We start from the raw sequence: 22546 nt of genomic DNA on the forward strand, positions 1-22546 counted from the left end.
CCCTAGCCGCGGAACCTGAGCACGGTGGTGAACTCCCCCGACAACGCGGTGCCGTCGGTGAAACCGGTGCCGACGAGCGTCGTGGAGGGTTCCTTGCGTCCGAAGCCGGGGGAGTACCAGCCCAGGATGGGGTGTCCCCCGCTCGAAGAGCCTGGGGAAGGATCGGTCTCGCCGCGATGCGCCCGCCAGCTCAGTTGCCCGGGCAGGTCGAGCACCGCGAAGCGGTCCTCGCCGTCCCGCGTCCAGGTGAGCACCGCCCAGTTCCCCACCAGGTCGGCGGCGATCGCCGGGCCGAGGTGGAACGCCAGGTGCACGGCACGGCGCGGGCCGCGCACCTCGTCGGTCACCCTCAGCTCCTGCTCGGCGGCCGTCAGTTCCACCCGGCGACGGTGCACGGAGCGCCCGTAGCCGTCGTGTTCGGCGCACCATCGGGCCACGCCCTTGCCGGAGGCGCCGGAGACGTCGGAGGTACCGGGGGTGTCCACGGCCAGGACGCGGCTGCGGGCATGCCGGGTCCAGAGGAACGGGCCGCCGGAGACGGACTGGTCGGCGCCGTCCAGTTGCAGGGTGTTGTGTCCGAGGGTCGACCGGAAGTACCGCCGCCACTCGGGCTGCCCGTGATAGCAGAACGTGCCCGGGTCGGCGAGCACGTCGACCCCGTCGTGCCGGACCTCCACGGACAGCGCGTCCGCGTGGGCGTGCGCGGCGATGGACAGGAAGCCGTGCGGGCCGCCGTCGCAGCGGCACCAGATCTCCCCGGTCTTCCCTGGACCGCGCAGGATGGTCATGCCCGCGTCGGCGAAGTGCGCCGGGCGGGTCGCCGGACGCGCCACGTCAGGCGCGCTGCCGTCCTTCGGGTACGGCCGGATGAGCGCGGCCAGCAGCGGGGTGCGCACATCGGTGGCGGTCACCGTCGGCCACCAGGGGCGAGAGCCGAACACGGCGTCCCCGGTGGCCAGCAGCGAGGCCCAGCGGTCGGTGCCCGCGCCGTCCACGATCAGACCGTGCCCGTCGTCCGCGTCCCCCTGGCGCGGTGGCCGCAGCCGGTTGTCCACGACGGCCGCGAGCGCGTCGGTCATCCGCAGCAGCACCAGCCGCACCGAAGCGGGCACCGGCACGTCGGCGGCGTCCGCCTCGGCCACCGCCGCGAGCCCCAGCTCCAGCACCAGGCCGTGGTACTCGGTCGCCAGCTCGCGGTTGAGCCCCGACGCGAAGGTGTTGCCCCGCAGATGCCGCTCCAGCGAGCGCAGCGCGTCGGCCCGCCAGCGCGCCGAGGAGGGGAACCAGCCGAACGCGCAGGCGGCGGCGAACTGCCCGGCGGCCTCGGCGATGACGTGGTTGTTCGCCGACGAGCCCCGGCTGGGGAAGGCGGCCAGCCAGCGCTGGTGGTGCCAGATCTGGTTCAGCGCCACCGGGTTGTCCTCGAACAGCCCTGCCGCGCCCGGCCAGTTGTCGAGCAGCCGACGTATCCACACCCACGACAGCAGCCGGATGCCCAGCTCGATGCCGCTGATCCAGTGCACCCCGCGCAGCGGCGGGTTGGCCGCCCACCACGAACGCAGGTGCGCGGCCACCCGCTCGGCGTAACGGTCGTTGCCTGTGATGGCGTAGGCGACGGCGAGCACGGTGAGGTACTGGTGCCGGGACGGCTCCCAGATCTGCTTGATGTCCCCGACCGCGTCCTCGTCGCGGTACGGCACGTCGAAGGCATAGCCCGGCGTGGCCCGGCGCCCGGTCTTCGGGTCGTACCACCAGTCGGGGTCCGCCAGATCGTCGCGGTGCACGCCGAAGTATTCGGCGTGCCCGTCCATCAGCCGGTCCGCCTCGGCGACGAGGCGCTTCGCGGCGTCCGGTGGTATCGCGGCGACCGCCTCGGCGGGCAGCGCCGCCGTGAAGCGGGCGCCGGACACGCGGGGGCACTCGGGGGGTGCCGAGCGCCACCGCCGTCTGCGCACGGCGTCGCCCACCCGGCCGCCGACCTCCCGCGGCCCCATCCGGGAGAGCCGCCGCAGGTACCAGCCCGCGTTCATGCTCATCGCGCTCTCTCCAGCGTCACGGGCACGCCGCTGGTCAGAGCGGTCCGCACGGCGAGGGTGGCCGCGGTGGTGGCGGCCAGCGACTCCAGCGGCACCGGCATCGGCCTGCCGTACCTGACGGCCTTGACGAACGCGGCCAGCTCGGCTTCCTGGCCCTTGTCCCGCGCCTTGGGCAGCCGCGAGCTGACCCACTTCTTCTGCCCGTACACCGATGCACGCGTGAAGTCGTCGAGCCGCAGCACCTTGCCGTCGGCGACGAGGTCCAGGGTCTCCTTGGGGAAGCCCGCCGCGCCGGTGGTGACGTAGCTGATGGTGGCGGTGGACCCGTCCGGGTAGCGCAGCACGGTCTGGACGTCGCCGCTGCCCTCGTTGCCGGGCGCGGCGACCGCGTACACCGAGACCGGGTCGGTCCCGAGCAGCCAGCTCACCGTGTCGATGAAGTGCCCGCCCTCGCCCGCGAACCGCGAGCCCTCGGTGCCCTGCCGCAGGTACCAGCTTCCGTGCTCAAGGCGGCCCGCGTTGATCAGGTAGCGGACGCTCGCCGGTCCTGTCCGGGCGCCGAACCGCTTCCTGGCCTCTTGCAGCAGCGGCGCGAACCGGCGGTTGAAGCCCACCTGTATCCGGTCGTTGCCGGACTCCTCCACCGCCGCGAGCACGCCGGACAGCTCGTCCTCGGTGAGCGCGAGGGGCTTCTCCACGAACACCGCCTTGCCCGCCAGCAGCGCCCTCCGGGTCAGTGAGGCATGTGAGCTGTGCCGGGTGACCACGAACACCGCGTCGATGGACGGGTCGCCGAGCACGGCGTCGAGATCGGTGGTCGCCCCGGCGAAGCCGAACTTGCGCTGCGCGTTGGCCGCTGACAGCGACGTCGTGGTGACGACCGTGGACAGCTCGACGCCGTCGCGCTGCGCGAGGTGCGGCAGCAGCATCGACGTCGCGTAGTTGCCCGCGCCGACGAACGCCAGCTTCACCGGAGCCTTGGCGGCCCTGGCGGCGGCCGGGGTGCCCTGGGCGGACGCACCGCCGCCGGGCCGCTTCACCGGGGGCACGGTCACCGCCGGGGCCCCGGTCTTCGACGGAGCTTCCGCTTCCGCCTCCGTTTCCGCTCCGGTGTCCGCTCCCGTCGGCGCCTCCGTCGGCGCCTCCGTCGGCGCCTCCGTCGGCGCCTCGGTCTCGGCCGCCTGCTCGGCGGGCCCCGGATACCGGAACAGCACGGCCACGGCCTTCAGATCGCCGTCCTTCAGCCGCTGGTACGTCCCGACGGCGTCGTCGAAGTCGGCGATGTGCGAGACCAGCGGCTCCACGTCGACGCGCCCCCGGGCGCAGAGATCGAGGAAGCACGCCAGGTTGCGGCGCTCCGTCCAGCGCACATAGCCGATCGGGTAGTCCCGCCCCTCCAGTTCGTACTCCGGGTCGTAGCGCCCGGGGCCGTACGAGCGGGAGAACCGGACGTCCAGCTCCTTCTCGTAGTACGCGTTCCACGGCAGGTCCAGGCGGCACTTGCCGATGTCGACGACCCGGCCCCGGTCCCGGCTCAGCCGCGCCGCCAGCTCGACGGGCTGGTTGCTGCCGCCACCGGCGGCCAGATACACCTGGTCGACGCCGTGCCCGCCGGTCAGCTCGGCTACGGCGGCCTCCACGGCGGCGGACGCGGGATCGCCGCAGGCCGCCGCGCCCGCGCGCTCGGCCAGCTCGCAGCGCGCCGGGTCGGGGTCAGCGCCGACGACGCGCACTCCCGAGGCGGCCAGCAACCGCACCACCAACTGCCCGATCAGCCCGAGGCCGATGACCAGCGCCGCGTCGCCGAGCTGCGGTTCGCCGCGCCGGACACCCTGCATCGCGATCGCCCCGACGGTGCCGAAGGCCGCGTGCCGCGCCGCGAGACCGTCCGGCACCGGCGCGTAGAGGTTCTTCGGCACCCAGTTCAGCTCGGCGTGCAACGCGTGCTCGTTGCCCGCGCAGGCCACGAGGTCCCCGGCCTTCACGTCGTCGATCCCGGCGCCGACCTGCTCGACCACCCCGCACAGCGAGTAGCCCAGCGGCGTGTAGGAGTCCAGCTTGCCCATCACCTTGCGGTAGGTGGCGGGCAGCCCGTTGGTGGCCACGCTCTGCATGACTTTGGCCACCTGGTCGGGGCGGGAGCGGGCCTTGCCCACCATCGACATCCCGGCCTCCGACACCTTCATCAGCTCGGTCCCGGTGGAGATCAGCGAGTAGGCGCTCCGCACCAGCACGCCGCCCGGCTTGCACCCCGGCACCGGCACGTCGAGCAGCGCCAGCTCGCCGCTCTTGTAGTTCTGCACAACCTGTTTCACCCGAGCTCCTCTTGTTTCCACGCTGTCAGGCCGCCCGGCTCTGGCCGGAGCCAGAGATCGCGTCGCGGTACCAGTACTCCAGGGTCAGCACGTGCCACAGATGCTTGGAGAAGTCCCGCTGCCCTGCGGCGTCCTCGGCGACCATCCGCGCCAGCGCGTCGCGGCGCAGGAGCCCGGAGCCGACGAGTACGCCGTCGTGCACCACCTCGCGCACCAGCGGCGCCAGGTCCCGGCTCATCCAGGCCCGCAGCGGGGCGCTGAACAGGCCCTTGGGCCGGTACACGATCTCCTTGGGCAGGACGGAGGTGGCCGCCTCCTTGAGGACGGCCTTCCCCTGCCGTCCGACGATCTTGCGGTCGCCGGGCACGGCGAACGCCGCCCTGACCACCTCGACGTCCACGTACGGCACCCGCACCTCGGTCGAGGCGGCCATGCTGGAGCGGTCCGTGTACGCGAGGTTCAGGCCCGGCAGGAACATCCGCGCGTCGCCCAGGCACATGCGGTTGACGAAGTCGTCCAGCTCGTTGTCCTCGTAGACGTCGGCGTGCTCCGTCAGCACGTCCTCGACCGTCCCGGCCAGGTCCGGATCGACCAGGGCGAGCAGCTCCTCCTGGTCGTACATGGTGTAGCTGCGCCGGAACGCGGTCTCCTCCGGCAGCTCGGCGAAGGAGAGGAACCGCTTCGCGAAGCGCACGGAGCGGTACCCCCGGCGGGCCGAGGCGACCGGCAGCCGGTCCACGGCCCGGTACACCCCGCGCCGCAGGGGCCGGGGGACGCGCTGGTAGCGCAGCGCGAGCAGGTTGGCCAGGTGCTTGCGGTACCCGGCGAACAGCTCGTCGGCGCCCATCCCCGAGAGCATCACCTTCACCCCGGCCTCCCGCGCCGCCGAGCAGATCAGGAAGGTGTTGATCGCGGCGGGGTCGCCGATCGGCTCGTCCAGGTGGTACGTCATCCGCGGCAGCAGGTCGAGCACGTTCGGCGCGATCTCGATCTCGTGCAGGTCGACGCCGAACCGCTCGGCCACCTGCCGGGCGTAGCGCAGGTCGTCGGGCATCGCCTCGAACCTGGCGTCCTCGGCGCGGAACCCGATCGTGTAGGCGGAGATCCCGGGCTGGTGGCGGGCCGCCAGTGCCGTCAGATAGCTGGAGTCGAGACCGCCGGAGAGGAACGTCGCCACGGGCACGTCGGAGAGCAGGTGCTGCCGGGTCGACTCCTCGACGATGGCGGCCAGGTCCGGCAGTTCGCCGCTCCGGGCCCGCTCCCGCCCCTCCGCCGCGACGTCCTTGAGGTTCCAGTACCGGCCGCGCTCCACCCGCCCGTCGGGGCGGCACCGCAGCCAGCTCCCCGGCGGCAGCTTCTCCGCCTCGCGGTACGCGCAGCGCGAGTCCGGCACCCAGTAGTACAGCAGCGAGGCCACCAGCGCCCCGTGGTCCACCTCCAGTGAACCGCCGGTCGCGGCGGCGAGCGCCTTCAGCTCGGAGGCGAACACCAGGCCCCCGCCGCGCCGCAGCAGGAACAGCGGCTTGATGCCCAACTGGTCGCGTGCCAGGACCAGTTCGCCGGTCCGCTCGTCGAAGACGCCGAACGCGAACATGCCGCGCAGCCGGGGCAGGCAGTCCGTGCCCCAGCGCCGCCACGCCTCCAGCACCACCTCGGTGTCGGAGGTGCCGCGGAACCGCACTGAGAGACTCTGCAGTTCGGCACGCAGCTCGGGCGCGTTGTACAGCTCGCCGTTGTACGTGAGGGCGAGGCCGCCCGAGACCATCGGCTGGGCGCCCGTCTCCGACAGGTCGATGATGGCCAGCCGACGGTGCCCGAGGTGCACCTCGCCGTCACCTGCGGGGTGGCTGTAGCGGCCGGACCCGTCCGGGCCGCGGTGGGCCAGGACGTCGGTGAGCCGCTCGGTCACGGCCTTCCCGTCCGGCCATCGGTATGTGCCTGCGATGCCACACATGTGTTACCTGGCCTCCTGGTCGCTGTACGGGACCCGTGCGGCCGACTTCGACGGCCGCTCCGTCCGGGCCCTGTCTGTCCCGTGCTGCCGGGCCGGCCGGTCAAAAGGGCCGCGCAGTGCCGTGTGCGGCCCGTCCCACAGCGTGCCGTCGGTACGGTCACGCGGATCGGGGTCGATCAGCACCACGCCGATCACCGGAATGCGCTGGTCCGCGAGCTGACGTGCCACGGTGTGCAGCCACGCGGCACTGGCGTGCCCGGCGCGCACCACGAGCACGGTGCGGGCGCCGAGGTAGTGCAGGTCCGTCCACGCGGTGCCGGGTGCGACGGAGCCGACGCCGAGCCTGCGCGTCTGATGCGGCACGGCCGCGGCACGCTCACCGCTGACCACGCTCGGATCCCCGGGCTTCTGGCGGCTGTTGGCCAGCTCCGTGCCCGGCAGGCCGTCGATGACGACCACGGGTCCCTCCGCCGTCAGCGCCCTGGCGACGTTCAGCGCGATCGCGCTCGTGCTGCGCGCGCAGCCCAGCTCCAGCAGCGACAGCGGTTCCGTCGAGCCGCGCACGGCGCGGGCCAGGATCGCGGTGATCCGTTCGCCCGCGGCGCGGGTCCGCCGCCACTGCCACAGCCGTACCGGCAGACGGGGCACGCGGCGCAGCTCCGCGACGACCGAGGCCCCCAGGTTCGCCGCGATCTCCCGGCGCAGCACGGGACGGTCGGCCACGACCACGCCGACCGCGGCCAGCGCGAGCCCGAGGACGAGCCCGAGGACGAGCCCGATCCCGGCGTTGGTGACAGCGGTCTTGGGCAGGGAGTACGGCACCGCGCGCGGGGTGTCCACGATCTTCGTACCGGCGACGAGCCGGGGCGTGCCGGTGCGCGCCTCCTCGGCCCGCTGGTCGAAGTCGCTGATCTTCGACTTGAGTTCGGCCCGGCGGGCGAAGAGCGACTCGGTGCTGGCCGACCCCTTCGGACCGTCTTCCGCCGACCGGTCCTCGATCGTCTTGTTGACCTCGTCCAGCTCTTCCCGCATGCGGTCACGCTGGTCGAGCAGCGCCTCGGCCTCGGCCTTCGCGGTCTCCCGCATCCGCCGCACATGGTCGGCGACGAAGGCATCGGCCAGCGCCCTGGCCCGGGCCACCGCCTGGGCCTCGCTGTCCCCTGTCACATCGATCTGGAGCAGGTTGTTGGTCAGCCCTGTGCCCCGGTAGTCCTGCAAGAAGTCTTCCGGCTTCTCCCCGGACTTGAGGTATTTGAGGGCCAGTCCGGCGATCCGCGTGGTCCCCAGCAGCTCGACGTCGGTGCGGATCAGCGTTCCCGTGTCGTTCGGCTGGTCCTCCTGGTGCGCGACCAGCACCTTGGTCACCGCGGTCGGCGGTGGCGGCATCAGAACCGCCACCAGCATGCCGGCCAGCAGCCCCAGCAGTGCCAGTGAGCACCAGAGGCGGCGGCGCCTGCGCACCGCCACCACCAGCGACTGGAGGTCCAGCAGCGGGGTGGTCGCCGACGGCCCGGAGGCCGGCTCGGCGGTCGTGCTCGTCGTCACGCCGGACCTCCCGTCGCATGGCCGCGCTCCGGAGGCGCCGCGGCGGCGTTCTCCGGAGGGTCGCCGCCCGTCCGCGCCGGACGGTCCTGGACCGGGCAGGCGACGACGGTGCCGACGACCTCGTGCCGTGCGTCCGCACACGCCTCGGCGATACCGGCCAGCTCCTCCGAGGTGCGGCTGCCCGCGCTGAGCACGACCAGGGCGCCGGACTCGGTGTCGCGGTCCGGCACCAGCGGCCGGGACACCGAGACCTCCACCACCCGCAGCAGAGGGTCGCCCCTGCCCGAAGGCCCCGGGGACGCGCTCCCGGCCTCGGTGACGAGCTGCCCCGCTGCCCTGCGGGCGATGTCGTCGCCGTCCGGCACGACGACCAACAGCCGCCGAGCGAAAGGCAGTTGGGTGCGGAGGTGAGCACACACCCGCCGGTAGCGGAGCTGTCTGCCTGCCTCGTCGACGGACGCACGCGGCTCCGGCATGTCCCACCGGGTGTCGGTGCCCAGCAGCCTGCGGACCCGGGCCCGCGCACCACCGCCCTCCGGCCGGTGCGCGGCCCGTTCACCAGGCACGTCGACGGTGCCCAGCAGCGCCGAGCCCAGCGCCGCCGCCACTTCCGGGCCGGTGCGCGGCCGGCGGTCGGCGCGTGCGGCGGCGAGATGGCCGACGACCGCGAGCAGGAAGAACAGCAGCGCCCCGCCGACGATGAGCTGCGTCCTGGTGGGCGGTGCCGCACCGGTCGGCGGGGCCGCCGGGCCCATGACGACCATGTTGGCCTTGTTGTTCGCCGGGTCGGCCTCGTCCAGCTTCTTCATGGCCTCTTCCAGCGAGGTGCGCAACTGCTCCAGGGAGGTGCGGGTCTGCACGCTCTCCACGGTCTGTCCCGGATCGGCCGCCTCGGCCAGGGCAGTGATGCGGCGGTTGGTCTGCATCACCTTCTGCCGCAGTGCCTCGGGTCCCGCCGCCGTTTCGGAGTCGGTGCTGTCGCCCGCTATGCGCGCGGTGAAGCTGACGAACTGCTGGGCCACCTGGTCGGCGAGCCGCTGCGCGTGCTCCGGGGTGTCGGCCGTGCCCGAGATCTGGACGATGTTGCCCTCGGTCGCCTCGGCGCTCACCTGGTCCCGCAGCTCGCTGCCGCTGACGCCTCCCCAGTTGAGCGCGGCAGCCGCGCGGTCGACCACCGCGGAACTGGACGCGATCTCCGACTGGGTCAGCAGCTCGCGCTCCTCCCACTGCCCCGGCAGCAGCACCGATGCCGACGTCGTGTAGCGCGGCGGAAGCACCAGCGAGGTGCCGTAGCCGACGAGCGCGCCCACCACGGCGGCGACGGCGAGAAGACGCCAGCGCCGACGGAAGATCCGCCCGATCGTGACCAGGCGTATCGTGTCCTCACTCAACGACGCGCCTTCTTCCCGGCCCGCACCGGAGCGCCCGCCGACACCGGAGGGTGTCCCTCGCAGGCGGCGGCGTAGGCGGCGAGCAGCGAAGCCTGCGAGTTGCGCCAGGAGAGCTGCCCGCTGATCCGCTCCTGGCCGATCTTGCCCATCCGGGCCCGTTCCTCCGGATCGTCCAGCAGCCGCGCGATGTGCCCGGCGAACTCGGCCTCGTCGTTGGCGGGCGCGTAGACGGCGGCGTCACCGGCGGAGACCCGTGCCTCCCGGAGGTCGAACGAGACGATGGGACGGCCCATGACCATGTACTCCAGGACCTTGTTCATCGTCGACACGTCGTTGAGCGGATTGCGCGGGTCGGGGGAGAGGCACACGTCGGCCGTGGACAGATAGCGCACCAGATCGGCGTCCGGAACCCGCCCCGTGAACCGCACCTGCTCCGCGAGCCCGAGCTGCCGGGACAGCTCCACCATCGCGTCGAAGGTGTCGCCGCCGCCGACGAACACGGCGTGCCAGTCGGTACGCCCCAGTTCGTCGCGCAGCTTCGCGAGGGCACGCAAGGCGTAGTCGACGCCGTCCTGCGGGCCCATCACGCCGAGGTAGCACAGCAGATGGGGCTTGCCGCGCTTCAGCTCGGGCTCGGGCGGCACCGGGTGGAACCGGTCGATGTCCGGTGCGCTGCGCACCACGAAGACGTCTCCGGGCCGCTTGCCGCCACGCACTTGCGCCACGTCCCGGTAGCTCTCGTTCGTGGCGAGCACGACATCGGCTGCCCGGTAGGTGAGCCGCTCCAGCCCGCACACCGCGCGGTAGAGCAGGTCCTTGCCGCGGCCGAACCGGGACAGGTACAGCTCGGGTACGAGGTCGTGCTGGTCGAAGACGAACCGCGCCCCGCGCCGCTTCAGCCACAGCGCGGGCAGGAACAGCAGGTCAGGCGGGTTGCAGGCGTGGACCACGTCGACCGGGCCGACCCTGCGGGCCAGCCGGAGCGTGTGCCACAGCGCCGAACCGTACTCCCGCAGATAGCCCGCCGGTCCTCCGGTGGCGGCGCGCAGCGGGTAGCGGTGTATCCGCACCCCGTCGACCAGCGCCTCCGGCTCCGTGTCCCGCTTGCTCCCCCGGGGACAGATGACGTGCACTTCCCAGCCCGCGTCGCGCAGCGTCGTGCACTCCTGCCACACCCGCCGGTCGAACGGCACCGACAGGTTTTCCACCAGGATCAGCGCGCGCCGGGCAGGCCCGGCGCCGCTCGTCGCGTCATCAGACAAGGCTCACGTACCCCGGTTCGGCCCGGCGCGCCTCGGCGTCGGGAAGACGGATGAGGTCGACGATCATCGGGCCCTCGCCGTGGGGCAGTGCCGACAGCACGGCCGGGTCCCTGGTGCCGACCAGGCACACCTCGGCGTGCTCCAGCACCTCGTCGACGGAGTCGGCGAGCAACTGCGCGAGGTGCGGCAGCCGGGTCTCGATGTACTCGCGGTTCGCGCCGAGCAGCCGGGAGAGGCTCACATTGGGGTCGTAGATCCGCAGGTCGTACCCCTTGCCGAAGAGCCGCTCCGCCAGCGCGACGAGCGGGCTCTCGCGCAGGTCGTCCGTGCCGGGCTTGAAGGACAGCCCGAACAGCCCGGCCCGGCGCTTCCCGGTGCGCTCGATCAGCTCCACCGCGCGCTCCAGATGGTCGGCGTTGGAGGGCAGCACATGGGCGAGGATGGGCACCGACACATCGGCCCGCCGCGCGGCGTGGACCAGGCCGCGCAGGTCCTTGGGCAGGCAGGAGCCGCCGAAGGCGAAGCCAGGCCGCAGATAGGCGGGGCTGATGTTCAACTTGCGGTCGGCCAGGAACACGTCCATCACCTGGTGCGAGTCCACCCCGAGCGCCTGGAACACCGCGCCCAGCTCGTTCGCGAAGCCGATCTTGAGACCGTGGAACGCGTTGTCCGCGTACTTGATCGCCTCGGCCACCGGCACCGGCACCGGGAACACCTCGCCGGGCAGCCCTTCGTACAGCGCCGCCACCGCGTCGCCGCTCGCCGGGTCGAGGTGGCCGATGACGGTCTTGGGCGGGTCGAAGAAGTCCCGCACGCTCGTGCCCTCGCGCAGGAACTCCGGGTTGACCGCGACCCCGAAGTCCACCCCGGCCGTGCCGCCGACGTACTTCTCCAGGATCGGCACCAGCAGGTTCAGGCAGGTGCCCGGGAGCATGGTGCTGCGGAACACGACGGTGTGCCGCGCGCCCCGTACCCCGCCCTGCTCCTCGCTCTGTCTCTTGCGCTCCGCCAGCGCGGCACCGATCTGCTCGGTGACCCGCTCCAGATACGCGGTGCTCAGACTGCCGTTGGGCTCCGACGGTGTGCCCACGCAGACCAGCGACACCTCGCTGCCCATGACCGCCTCGTGGACGTCGCCGGTGGCGCGCAAAGCGCCGGTCCGCACGACCTCGGCGATCAGCTCGCCGATCCGCTCCTCGACCACCGGGGCCTTGCCGTCGTTGACCAGGTCGACCTTCGCCTGGTTCACATCCACCCCGACGACCTCGTGCCCCAGGCTGGCCAGACACGCGGCCGACACGCAGCCCACGTAGCCGAGCCCCAAAACGCTCACCTTCATGACGCGTTCCTCCCCCCGGACAGGCCCTTGTGGCCTGCCGTCCGTGCGCCGACCTGTCGGCGCCCCCCGTGCATCAGTAGGCCCCCTGACCCTGAAGAACCGCACGCAGCGTCTTCCACAAGATCACTGTGTCCAGGGCGAGCGACCAGTCCTCCACGTACCGCAGGTCCAGCCGGACGGCTTCCTCCCACGGCAGGTCGCTGCGCCCGCTGATCTGCCACAGACCCGTAAGCCCGGGCTTGACGAGCAGCCGCCGCCGGATGTCCGGGCCGTACGCCGCTGACTCCTCCGGCAGCGGAGGCCGTGGGCCGACGAGCGACATCGAACCGGCGAGCACGTTGAACAACTGCGGCAGCTCGTCGATCGAGTACCGGCGCAGCACAGCGCCCACCCGGGTCACCCGAGGATCCCGGCGGAGCTTGAACAGCAGCCCCGCGCCCTCGTTGCGGTCGGCCAGTCCGGCACGTGCCGCGTCGGCGTCGGCGACCATGGTGCGGAACTTGAAGATGGTGAACACACGGCCGTCCTTGCCGACCCTGTGCTGCCGGTACAGCGCCCCGCCCGGACTGTCCGCCACCACGAGCACCCCGACGAGCACCATCAGCGGCGCGAACAGCATCAGCAGGACCGCCGAGCCCAGCCGGTCGACGATCTCCTTGACCACCCGGCGGCCCCCGATGAAGACCGGCATGCTGACCCGCAGCAGCGGTATCCCGAGCACCGCGTCGATGTGCAGCCGCGGGCCCGCCACCTCCATCAGCACGGGGGCCACGACCATCTCCGCATCGCTGCCCTCCAGGTTCCAGGACAGCCGTTGCAGCCGCTCCGGGGACCAGTGCGCGTCCGGTGTGATCGCGACGACGCGGTAGCCGTCGCGGCGCACATGGCTCGCGACGTCCGCCAGCCGGCCGACGACCGGCACCCCGTCCAGGTGGTCACCGTCGAACCCGAGCCCGTCCGGTGTGCACACCGCCTCCACACGCCAGCCGAGGTGCGGGAACTTGCGGACCCGGGTGATCAGGTCGCGCACGGTCTCCGGGCTCCCGGCGGCGAGCACCGGTCTCAGACACCGTCCTTCCTTGCGCTGTCTGTGCAGCCAGAGGCGCAGCAGATACCGCGCGGTCATGGTGACGAGCGCGATCGCGGGGATCGCGATGAAGATCCAGAGCTTGATGTTGCGCGAGGTGAGGGCGATCCCGCCGAGCGCCAGCACGACGACCGCCGCGAAGAGCGAGCGTCCGAGCCGGCGGAATTCCTCGGCGCCCTGGCCGAGCACGGCCGGGGCCCACGCCTTGGTCGCCGCGAGCGCGCCCAGCACCAGCAGCTCGGTGCCGAAGGCGAGGATCCCCCAGTTCTCGTGCCAGTTGGCCGCGTCCCTGACCCCGAAGAAGCCGCCGATCGCCATCACCACGAAGGCGGTGGCCCCGGTATCGGCGGCGATCACGGTGCGGCGGTACCGCTGCTCCCAGTCGATCGCGGGCTGGCTGAGTGACCCGCCCACCGGCCGCCCGCGCACCGGTGGAAACGGGCTGACTAAATCCCCCTGCTGAACCGACCCCCCCGGGTCGTCGGTGGGCTCGACGTGTTTGCTCCCCACGGTTCCTCCCCCCGGGAGGCCCCCGCCTCCCGCACATGACATATCCCGGCTGTTGCGGCGCTACGTGAACACCCCGACAGACGGCAGCGGACTCGCGAGTCCTGCCGGCTCTTGAGGTGCGCGGGACCGTCGAATTCCCCGGGTGCTCCCCACACCCAGGGCCCCCTCTCAGGTTCCAGGAACTGAGCACTCCTACGTCTGGCTTCGGGGACGCGATCGCAGGTCATGCGTGTCATCGGACCTATAGATCGCTATTTGTCGCCTCGTGTCCAAACATGAGAAGCAGGGTCAATGTAGACCATCGGAACCCGTTTGGAGAGGGGGATGTGTGCAACTTGTGATTAAACGTTGAAGTCGCATTCATCAAACGATGGCCGAATGCGAGTGCCTCGGCGACGAAGGCATGCCGTGTGACCTGTGGTGACGGGATCTCCGGGCTGCCAGCGCTGCGGTCCCGGGCGGCGACTCCCAGTGGTGTGACCAATGACGGGACCAATGGCGGGGCCAGCGGCAGTGGGCGGCCGTCCGCACGGCGGTCCCGGTGCGGACGGGACCCGCACGCCCCAGGAGGCGCGCGGACATCGCCGGTTCACGGCATCCCCGGTTCAGGGAGCGGCTTCGTCGTCGCGACGGTGCGTCATGCGGTCGACCGCGACGGGCGGGGGCCCGGTGTGGAGGACGCCGAGGCGCTGGGTGGCCCGGGTGAGCGCCACATACAGGTCGCTGTGCCCGTGCGGCGTGGCGAGGATTCCGGCCGGGTCGGCGACGAGGACGGAGTCGAACTCCAGGCCCTTGGCCTGTGCGACGCCCAGCACCACCACGCGAGCCGTGAGATCGGGGTGTGCGCCGAAGGAGGCGCCGGGTACGGAGCGGGCGACCGCTGCGGCCAGTTCGCCGGTACGGCGGTCGGGCACGATCACCGCGAGGCGTCCCTCGCCCAGCAGCCCGGCCTCCCGCGAGGCGAGCCTGGCCAGCCTGGTGGGCAGTGCCCCGCCGGTGGTCCGCAGACGCCAGGGCGGCACCCCGGTCCGCACCGACCGGGGCGGCTCGGTGCCGGGGGCGAGGGTGGCGAGGAGGCCGGAGGCAACGTCCATGATCTCCGCCGGGGTGCGGTAGTTGACCGTCAGTTGGGCGAGACGCCACCGGTCGCCGACGTGGGGGCGCAGCAGCCGGTCCCAGGAGCCGACGCCCTCCGCCCCGGCGCTCTGGGCCATGTCCCCGACGAGGGTCATCGAACGGCCGGGACAGCGCCGCATCAGCAGCCGCCAGGCCATCTGCGACAGTTCCTGCGCCTCGTCCACGATCACGTGCCCGAAGGCCCAGGTACGGTCCGCCGCGGCCCGTTCCGCGACGGTGCGGTGTGCCGTGTGGCGGTGGCGTGCCGCGAGGTGTCCGGCATCGAGGACATCGGCGGGCGTCAGCGTCTCGCGGGTGCCGGTGGTGCCCCGGGTGCCACTGGCGCCACCGGCACCGCAGGTGTCGCCGTCGTCGCCGGAGTACGCGTCCGCGGTGAGGTCCAGCACCTCCTGGGCGTAGGCGGACTCGCGCGCGTACGCGCGGGCGGTGCGCGCCCGGGCAGCCTGACCGTCCACACCGAGCAGTTCGGCGGCCTCGTCCAGCAGGGGTATGTCGGCCGGGCTCCAGCCGCCGCCAGGCGCACGCGTCAGCAGGGCCCGCTCGGACTCGTCGAGGCCCGGTGCGGCGCGGGCGAGCAGGTCCGGGTCGGCGAACAGCTCCGCCAGCAGTTGCCGGGGTGTCAGTTCCGGCCAAAGTGCGTCGAGTGCGGTACGGACAGCGGGTTCCGCCAGCAGCTCGCGGCGGACAGTGGCGACGTCCGCCTCGTCCACCACCTCCGGCACCGCCGCCTCCCGCACGCCCTCAGGATCCCCGCCGAGACGCGCGAGGTCGCCCCGGACCGCACGGTCTATGTCGGCCTCGGCCAGTACGTCGGCGACCTCCTCCTCCAGCCGGTCAGCGAGCCGGCGGGTCTGCTCCGCGAGGCGGCGGGCGAGTTGGCCGGTGACCTCCCGGACGAAGACCTGCCGGGCCTCGTTGTGCGGCAGCCCGGTGGCACGGGCCTGCCGCGCCGCGCGCTCGCAGACGTCCCGGTCCAGGCCGGGAACGTCGCCGTCGTCGCTGCCGTCACCGTCGCGGGCGCGGAGGGTGCCGGTATCGGGAGGTGCCTGCCGCTGGCGTACGGCGGCGGCGATCACCTCGGCCAGCACGATGCGCCCCTTGAGCGCGGACGTCGCCGCCGGTTCCGCACGGTCGGGGAGGACGCCGGGGAACAGTTCGCCGACCGTCGAGAGCAGCACACCGGTCTCTCCGAGGCCGGGCAGCACCTGCCCGATGTAGGTGAGGAAGATGGTGCTGGGCCCCACGACCAGCACTCCGCGTGCCGCCAGGTGCGGCCGGCTGTGCAGGAGGTAGGCGGCACGGTGCAGGGCGACGGCGGTCTTGCCGGTTCCTGGCCCGCCCTGCACGACGAGGACCCCGCGGTGGTCGGAGCGGAGCACGGCGTCCTGCTCGGCCTGGAGGGTCGCGACGACGTCGTGCATCCGGCCGGTGCGCCCGGCGTTCACCGCCGCCAGCAGAGCGCCCTCCCCGGCCAGGTCCTCGTCGCCGTCGAGCAGCGCGCTGTCGAGGACCTCGTCGTCCAGGTCCACGACCTTCCGGCCGCGCGTGACGATGTGGCGTCTGCGGCGTACTCCCTCCGGTGCGGCGGGGGTCGCGACGTAGAAGGGCCGTGCTGCCGGGGCCCGCCAGTCCACCAGCAGCGGGTCCCGCCCGCCGTCCGGCGCGGCCCGCAGCCCGATCCGGCCGATGTAGTACCTGCTGCCGTCGCGCAGGTCCAGGCGCCCGAAGCACAGCCCGTTCTCCGCCGCCTCCCACCTGGCCAGCGCTCCGGAGAGGCGGGCATGCGCGGCGTCCCGCTCCGTTCTGGCCTGCGCGGTGCCCCCGCTCTCCCGCAGCAGCGCGGCCAACTCGGCCGACGTCCGCGCGCGGAGTTCGTCGACACGCCGGTACAGCATCGACACGTACGCCTGCTCACGCCCGATCTCGTCGCGGCGTACCGGGTTCCGAGGTGGCATGGGGCACCGCCCCTCCCTGTCGCTGTTCTCGGGGCCGGGGCCAAGAATGCGGGAGGAAAATCCGGAACGGCAGTCTTGTTCTTCCGGGGCGCGTCAGCCGCCCGGCTGCGAAGGTTCACGTATGCGGAGAGTTTTCGCGCGCCGTGCGACTGCGGGTACATCGGAACCGAACAGGGTCCAGGATTCACCTTGTCGCCGCTCTCAGGAGGTTTCCATGGCCGTATCGAGCAGCTTTCAGTCGTGGGAGGGCTTCTGGCGCGACGCGCCCGGCGGCCGGGGCGAGGTCCTCTGGGACGCCGACCCCGAGTTCGTCGCCGCGACCCATCTCCCGCTCTTCGAGCCGTACTTCGACGACTCCCTGCCCGTCGTCGACCTGGGGTGCGGGAACGGTACGCAGACGCGCTTTCTCGCCCAGCGGTACGGACGCACCCTGGGCGCCGACCTGTCCTTCGCGGCGATCCTCCAGGCGCGGGCGGGGGACCCGGCGGGCTCGGCGGAGTACCGGCAACTGGACGCTGGGGACGTCGCGTCCCTTCAAGTCCTGCACAGGGAACTGGGCGACTCCAACATCTACCTGCGGGGCGTGCTGCATCAGGCGCCGCCGGAGGACCGGGCGGACATCGCGCGCGGCATCGCCACGCTCGCCGGGGCACGGGGGCGTGTCTTCGACGTCGAACCCGCGCCGACGGCCAAGGACGTGTTCGCGACGCTCATGAAGCGCCCGGAGGGACCGCCCGCGAAGCTACGTGCGATCTTCGACCACGGCATCACGCCCGCCGAGGCCGGGGACGAGGAGTTCGAGCGGCTGCTGTGCGAGGCGGGGCTGACGGTGCTGGCCGCGGGGGAACTTCCGCTGAGCACGACGGTGCTCGCGGCGGACGGTTCGCGCGTCGAGCTGCCCTCCCGGTGGCTGGTGGCAGGCCGGTGACGAACGCCGATCGGTGCGAGCGGGTGGTGTAAATGCCCGGTTCCCTGCTTGTTGCTCAGAAGGGCCCCGTCACCTGCTAAACCCCCAGGCCAGCAAGCCTGCTCCCCGCGCACGCGGGGATGGCCCCGTCGCCGGTGTCGGGGGTGACGGGGACCGCATCTGCTCCCCGCGCACGCGGGGATGGCCCCGGGTGACCAGCATCGAGGTCGACGCGGAGGTCCTGCTCCCCGCGCACGCGGGGATGGCCCCAACAAGTTCACCGGCGTCACCTGCGGCTGCGACTGCTCCCCGCGCACGCGGGGATGGCCCCTCTCGGCGAGTCGTGGGCCGGGGGGCGGTCGGGGTGTCGCCGGGTGTGACGTTCGTTGGTACTGGACGTCACACCCCGGCGGCGGGCTCCGCGTGGGCGGTGGTCACCACGGGACGGGGCCCTGGTCGTTGAAGAAGCCGCCCGTGGGTCCGTCGGCAGTCAGTGTGGACAGGTCCACGATGATCCGGGCGCCCTCCTCGACGGTGCGGGTGCCGCGGTGCTGGGTGAGGTCGGTGGCGGTGTAGCCCGGCGTCGCTGAGTTGATCTTGATGTGGGACAGCTCCGGGTCCTTGGCGAAGGCGTGCGCGTACTGGACGGTGAGCATGTTCAGGGCCGTCTTCGACGAGGAGTACGCCATCCGGCTGGCGGCGTCCCCGCCGAAGTCGGTTCCGCCACTGGTCATCCCCATGGACGCGGTGGTGCTGGACACGTTGACGATGCGGGGCGCCGCCGAGTTCCGCAGCAGGGGCAGCATGGCGTGGATGACGGTGACCACGCCGAAGGTGTTCACCTCGTAGTTCTGCCGCATCTCCGCGGCCGTCGTGTCGACGGCGAGCCGGTCCACCACGGTCCCGGCGTTGTTGACCAGCACGTCGAGCCGCCCGTACTCGCGGCGCAGCATCTCCGCTGCCGCCTCGACGTCGGCGGCCTCGGTCACGTCGAGCCGTACGGGCACGGCCCGCCCCTCCGCGTCGAGCCGCTTGGCGGCGACGGCGCCGCGCTCCGGGTCACGGCTGCCCAGTACCACGGTCATCCCGCGGTGCAGCAACTGCCGGGCGGTCTCCAGGCCCAGCCCCTTGTTCGCTCCGGTCACGAGTGCCACCTGGCGGTCGGTCATGACGTCACTCCCTCGTCGTCGGAAGAGTTCAGCATCGTTCATGTTACGAGCTGTATCTTAAGATGCGAGTTGTATCATGATCTAGTGGCCACGTCAGATGCGAACGAGTCGAGATCAAGCCCGGGATCGAATCCGGGCCCGAACCCGAACCCGAGGTCGGGGTTGCGTGCAGCGGGTGTGCAGCGGACCCGGCGCAGCATCCTCACCGCGGCGCGCCGTCATCTCGTCGATTCCGGTTATCACCGGCTGAGCCTGGAGGACGTGGCCGCCGACGCGGGCGTCACCCGGGTCACCATCTACCGGCACTTCGACTCCAAGCTGGGGCTGCTGGACGCGATCGGGGAGGACCTCGCCCAGCAGGCCGGGCTGGTCTCCGGGGTGCACGAGGCGGCCCTGATCACCGATCCGGTCCAGGCGTTCACCGCGACGGTGGGGGAGCTGTGCCGGTTCTGGAGCACCGATCCGGAGGTCATCCGGCGGCTGATCAGCCTCTCGGCCGTGGACCCCGAGGCGCAGCAGGTCATCGCGGGCCGGGAGGAGTGGCGCTACCGGCAGATCGAGGCGCTGGTGCGGCGGCTGGCCGACGCCGGACGCCTGCTGTCACCGTTCGACGTGCGGCAGGCCACGGCGGTCGTCGGCGGCGTGACGAGCTTTCCCGCGTGCGACGAGGTCGCCATCCGGCTCCGGCTGGACCACGCCGAGCTGACGGAGTTGCTGCTGCCGCTGCTCACCAGCGTCGTCCGGCTCGACTGACCGACCGGCCAGCCTGATCAGCGAGGCGAGCACGGCCAGCACCATGATCCCCGACAGCGCGTAGAACGAGGAGCTGAGACCGCTGGTGAACACGGCGGCCAGTCGGCCGTCGAGCTTCGCCGAGCCGACGAAGACGGACACCGCGCGCTCCCGCGAAATGGACCGGGAGGCGAACATCATCACCAGCGGAAACGAGAAGACCCAGCCGATACCCGCGAAGGACCGCAGCATCCCGGAGGAGATGCCGACGAACTCCTGCGGCGCGGCCTTCATCACCGCCGAGCTGTTCGCGGGGATGAAGAACCCGAGCCCGATGCCGTTGGCGGTGTTCGCCGCGACGAGGAGCCACAGCCCGCTCGACGGCGAGATCTGGGCGAACGTGAGCAGCGCGACGATCTCGGCGCCCAGCCCGGCCAGGACCGGTAGCAGCGGCCCGAACCGGTCCGCGAGCCGACCGCTCACGAGGCAGATCAGCCCCGCGAGCACATAACCCGGCATCAGCAGCAGCGCCGTGTCCAGGGGCGAGAGGCCCTTGGGTCCCTGGAGATACATGATGGCCAGCCAGAGCACGGCGTAGTTGGCGAGCCCCTGGAAGAGCGCGGCGAGCAGCGGCGCCGAGACCCCTGGTATGCGGAACAGCGAGAACCGCAGCATCGGTTCGGCCTGCGACCGTTCGTTCCAGGCGAAGACGGCGAGCAGCACCGCACCGCAGGCGAGGGACCCGGCGATCAGTGGCCGGAACGTGTGCGTGGCCAGCTCGGTGACGGCCCAGATGACGCAGAGCAGTCCGGCCCCCAGGGTGACCATCCCGACGAGATCGAGGTTCCTGCGCACCGGCCGCGCACGCTCCCGCAGCACGGTGCGGGAACACGCCATCACCGCGATGCCGATCGGCACGTTGATCCAGAAGATCCAGCGCCATGACACATAGGTGACGAGCAGGCCGCCGAGCACGATGCCCAGTACCGCGCCCAGGCTGAACGCGACCCCGGTGTTGCCGTACGCCTTTCCGCGTTCACCGCGGGAGAAGACGGACGCGATGATCGCGCCGCTGTTCGCGGTGACACACGCCGTGCCGACGCCCTGGAGCAGCCGGAAGACCACGAGCGAGGGCACGTCCCAGGCGAGACCGCAGAGCAGCGACGCCAGTGTGAACAGGGCGAAGCCGGTCTTGTAGACCCGGGCCGGGCCGAACATGTCGCCCAGCCGTCCTGCCTGGGTCGTGAGCAGGGTGTTGACCAGGAGAAAGCCGATGACGAGCCACACCAGTGAGGTCAGGGCCGCGTTCAGGCTCCGCTCCAGGGCCGGCAGGGCGAGCACCACGATCGTCGTGTCCATCCCGGAGAGCAGGACCCCGGTCATGACGACGGCGATCGTCGGGCCTTTTCTCCCGGGTGGTGCCGTGTACGCGTCGGTGGGCAGGGCGTGCGCCGTGGAAATTTTGATCAGTCCCCTTCGTGGAGGAGGTACGAGGCCGGTGCGGCATCCGTACCGCCCGGAGAACGCGGCAGGACCGCCCGGAGCGCGGCAGGCGAGGGCGGGCGAGGGCAGGCGGCGGTGGCCGGGCGGCTCAGCGGCGCACCGCGGTGACGATCAGAAAGGTCCCGGGCGCGTAGGTGTCCACCACGTCCATCCCGGCCGAGTCGAGCGCCTCGTTCATTTCCCGCTGGTCGAACGCGGCGACACCCAGGCATGCTTCGTGCTGCCGCTGGAAGTACCGGTAGAGCGGATCGGGGGACCGGCGGTAGGTGAGCATCGTGAACGTGCCGCCCTTGCCCAGACACCTGCCGATCTCGCGCACCGTCGCGAAGGGCTGGTCGATGGACTGCACGGTGTTCCAGCAGTTCACCGCTCCCAGCGCGCCGTCGGCGAACGGCAGGCCCCCGCCGGAGCCGCGGACCACCAGACTGCTGGGCACGACCTCCGTCAGCCGCTCGGCCATCGTCGACGCGAGATCGAAGGCGATGACGCGCTCGCTGCCGAGGATGCGGGTCAGCACCTGGGTCCAGCGGCCGGTGCCGGCGCCGAGGTCGAGCAGGGGGCCGTCCACCGGGCGTACGTGCTCGGCGAGATACCGGTCCTCGTCGGCGACGGACACCGTGCCGTTCCAGTTGGCCCCGTTCACCCGCAGGAAGGCCGGGCGCAGCAGGGGCTCGTACCAGGACAGATAGAGCGGCGAGTTGCCCGCGATCTGGTCCCCGGACCCCACGGCCTCCCCCGAGAGGTCGAGATAGCCCTGCCGGGTGGGGTAGTCGGCGGCGCAGCCGCGGCAGACGACCCCGGACTCCCGGCGGGCGAGCGGCCCGCCGCAGGACGGGCAGTGCAGCAGGCCGAGGTGCTCGTCGAGCCGAGGCAGTTCCCCTGCCGCGCGACCGGGAACGGAGCCTCCGGGAACGGGACTTCCGGGAACGGGACTTCCGGGAACGGGACTTCCGGGAACGGCGATCTGCTCCGACGCGGCCAGTGCCGGAGCCGGAGCCTCTGACCCGACGCGCCCCGTGGCGACGGCGCAGGCGGCTTTGGCGCCCATGTAGGCGAGCAGGGTGCGGGTGTCCTTCGTCCAGAACGCGGTCTTGGCCTCGTCGCTCAGCGTCGCGAGCCAGCGCCGCTCCTGCTCGCGCTCCGCGTCGCTGAGCACCCACCGCGCGGGGGAGGGCCAAGAGCGCCCGATGCCCGGCGACTCCGCGTCGAAGGAGGCGAGGCAGCGCTCCAGGCGGGCGAGGTCGTCCGGGTCCAGCGGAGCCCTGCGCACCGCGGGCAGGATCCGCGAGGCCTCCTCGGGAAAGTGCGCCAGGAGATAGACGAGGGCCGCGCCCAGGGGCTCACGCTCCCGCAGTGTGTCCAGCAGCGCCAGGGGCTGGTGCAGTCCCGCCCGTACGCGGTCGCGCAGGCCGGGTTCGCCGGTCTCGGCCAACAGGCCGAGCAGCAGGACGAGATGTCCGCGCCGCCCGGCGGGCGCTCGCCCGAGACGCTCCGCCGTCTCCTCCGCCGCCGCGAGCGCGCCCGGGGCGGCCTCTCCGCCGGACCACACGGCGAGCAGCAGATCAAGGTACTGGTCGTACGCCTCATCATCCTTTGCGTGCGAGAACACTTCCAGGCGCTCGCTGAACGTATCGGTCCGTGCGCTCATACGCGTGTCTCCCCTACGGGCTAGTGCGGGAATGTGTGAGGAGGCGTGCGTACGCC

General features: G+C 72.1%; 13 protein-coding genes and 1 pseudogene. 2 read left to right on the forward strand and 12 right to left on the reverse strand.

Annotation, left to right across the window (positions count from 1 at the left end; genetic code table 11):
• Positions 1-2: 2 nt before the first annotated feature.
• The 9 genes from ACYVOO_RS32010 to ACYVOO_RS32050 form a co-directional block, all read right to left on the reverse strand.
• Complete coding sequence (locus ACYVOO_RS32010) at positions 3-2036, reverse strand: alginate lyase family protein (RefSeq protein WP_461019211.1); 2034 nt, start codon at positions 2034-2036, stop codon at positions 3-5.
• Positions 2033-4351 (reverse strand): bi-domain-containing oxidoreductase, encoded by a 2319-nt coding sequence (locus ACYVOO_RS32015; protein WP_461019212.1) that lies wholly within the window; start codon positions 4349-4351, stop codon positions 2033-2035. Before ACYVOO_RS32015 ends, ACYVOO_RS32010 begins: the two co-directional genes overlap by 4 nt.
• 25 nt (positions 4352-4376) lie before the next feature.
• Complete coding sequence (gene asnB, locus ACYVOO_RS32020) at positions 4377-6305, reverse strand: asparagine synthase (glutamine-hydrolyzing) (protein WP_461019213.1); 1929 nt, start codon at positions 6303-6305, stop codon at positions 4377-4379.
• Between the two features lie 3 nt (positions 6306-6308).
• The gene (locus ACYVOO_RS32025) at positions 6309-7850 is read right to left on the reverse strand and encodes a Wzz/FepE/Etk N-terminal domain-containing protein (RefSeq protein ID WP_461019214.1); all 1542 of its coding nucleotides are present in this window, start codon (positions 7848-7850) and stop codon (positions 6309-6311) included.
• Positions 7847-9241 (reverse strand): Wzz/FepE/Etk N-terminal domain-containing protein, encoded by a 1395-nt coding sequence (locus tag ACYVOO_RS32030; RefSeq protein WP_461019215.1) that lies wholly within the window; start codon positions 9239-9241, stop codon positions 7847-7849. Before ACYVOO_RS32030 ends, ACYVOO_RS32025 begins: the two co-directional genes overlap by 4 nt.
• Positions 9238-10503, reverse strand: a complete 1266-nt coding sequence (locus tag ACYVOO_RS32035; protein ID WP_461019216.1) for a glycosyltransferase family 4 protein — start codon at positions 10501-10503, stop codon at positions 9238-9240. The genes ACYVOO_RS32030 and ACYVOO_RS32035 overlap by 4 nt, the downstream gene beginning before the upstream one ends.
• Entirely contained in the window at positions 10496-11842 is a 1347-nt protein-coding gene (locus ACYVOO_RS32040) for a nucleotide sugar dehydrogenase (protein WP_461019217.1), read from the reverse strand. Before ACYVOO_RS32040 ends, ACYVOO_RS32035 begins: the two co-directional genes overlap by 8 nt.
• A 73-nt stretch (positions 11843-11915) precedes the next feature.
• Positions 11916-13481 carry a sugar transferase gene (locus tag ACYVOO_RS32045; protein WP_461019218.1) on the reverse strand — a complete coding sequence of 522 codons (1566 nt, stop codon included), beginning with the start codon at positions 13479-13481 and terminating at the stop codon, positions 11916-11918.
• A 563-nt stretch (positions 13482-14044) separates the two neighbouring features.
• On the reverse strand, positions 14045-16531 hold the full coding sequence (locus ACYVOO_RS32050) for a HelD family protein (protein WP_461019219.1): 2487 nt from the start codon (positions 16529-16531) through the stop codon (positions 14045-14047).
• Between the two features lie 214 nt (positions 16532-16745).
• On the opposite strand from ACYVOO_RS32050, the gene ACYVOO_RS32055 reads away from it, so the two are divergent.
• Positions 16746-17459: a class I SAM-dependent methyltransferase gene (locus tag ACYVOO_RS32055; protein ID WP_461019220.1), complete on the forward strand. Its 714-nt coding sequence runs from the start codon at positions 16746-16748 to the stop codon at positions 17457-17459.
• 413 nt (positions 17460-17872) lie between these two features.
• On the opposite strand, the gene ACYVOO_RS32060 is transcribed toward ACYVOO_RS32055, so the two are convergent.
• Positions 17873-18607, reverse strand: a complete 735-nt coding sequence (locus ACYVOO_RS32060) for an SDR family NAD(P)-dependent oxidoreductase (RefSeq protein ID WP_461019221.1) — start codon at positions 18605-18607, stop codon at positions 17873-17875.
• A gap of 177 nt (positions 18608-18784) precedes the next feature.
• Here ACYVOO_RS32060 and ACYVOO_RS32065 point away from each other — a divergent pair.
• Positions 18785-18934, forward strand: a pseudogene (locus ACYVOO_RS32065) (helix-turn-helix domain-containing protein); the annotation flags it as partial.
• Positions 18935-19207: 273 nt separating this feature from the next.
• Here ACYVOO_RS32065 and ACYVOO_RS32070 read toward each other — a convergent pair.
• Both ACYVOO_RS32070 and ACYVOO_RS32075 read right to left on the reverse strand, forming a co-directional pair.
• Positions 19208-20722, reverse strand: coding sequence for an MFS transporter (locus tag ACYVOO_RS32070; protein WP_461019222.1), 1515 nt, complete (start codon positions 20720-20722; stop codon positions 19208-19210).
• A 208-nt stretch (positions 20723-20930) separates the two neighbouring features.
• The gene (locus ACYVOO_RS32075) at positions 20931-22490 is read right to left on the reverse strand and encodes a methyltransferase domain-containing protein (protein WP_461019223.1); all 1560 of its coding nucleotides are present in this window, start codon (positions 22488-22490) and stop codon (positions 20931-20933) included.
• Positions 22491-22546: the final 56 nt, after the last annotated feature.

This window comes from Streptomyces daliensis (assembly GCF_054782395.1).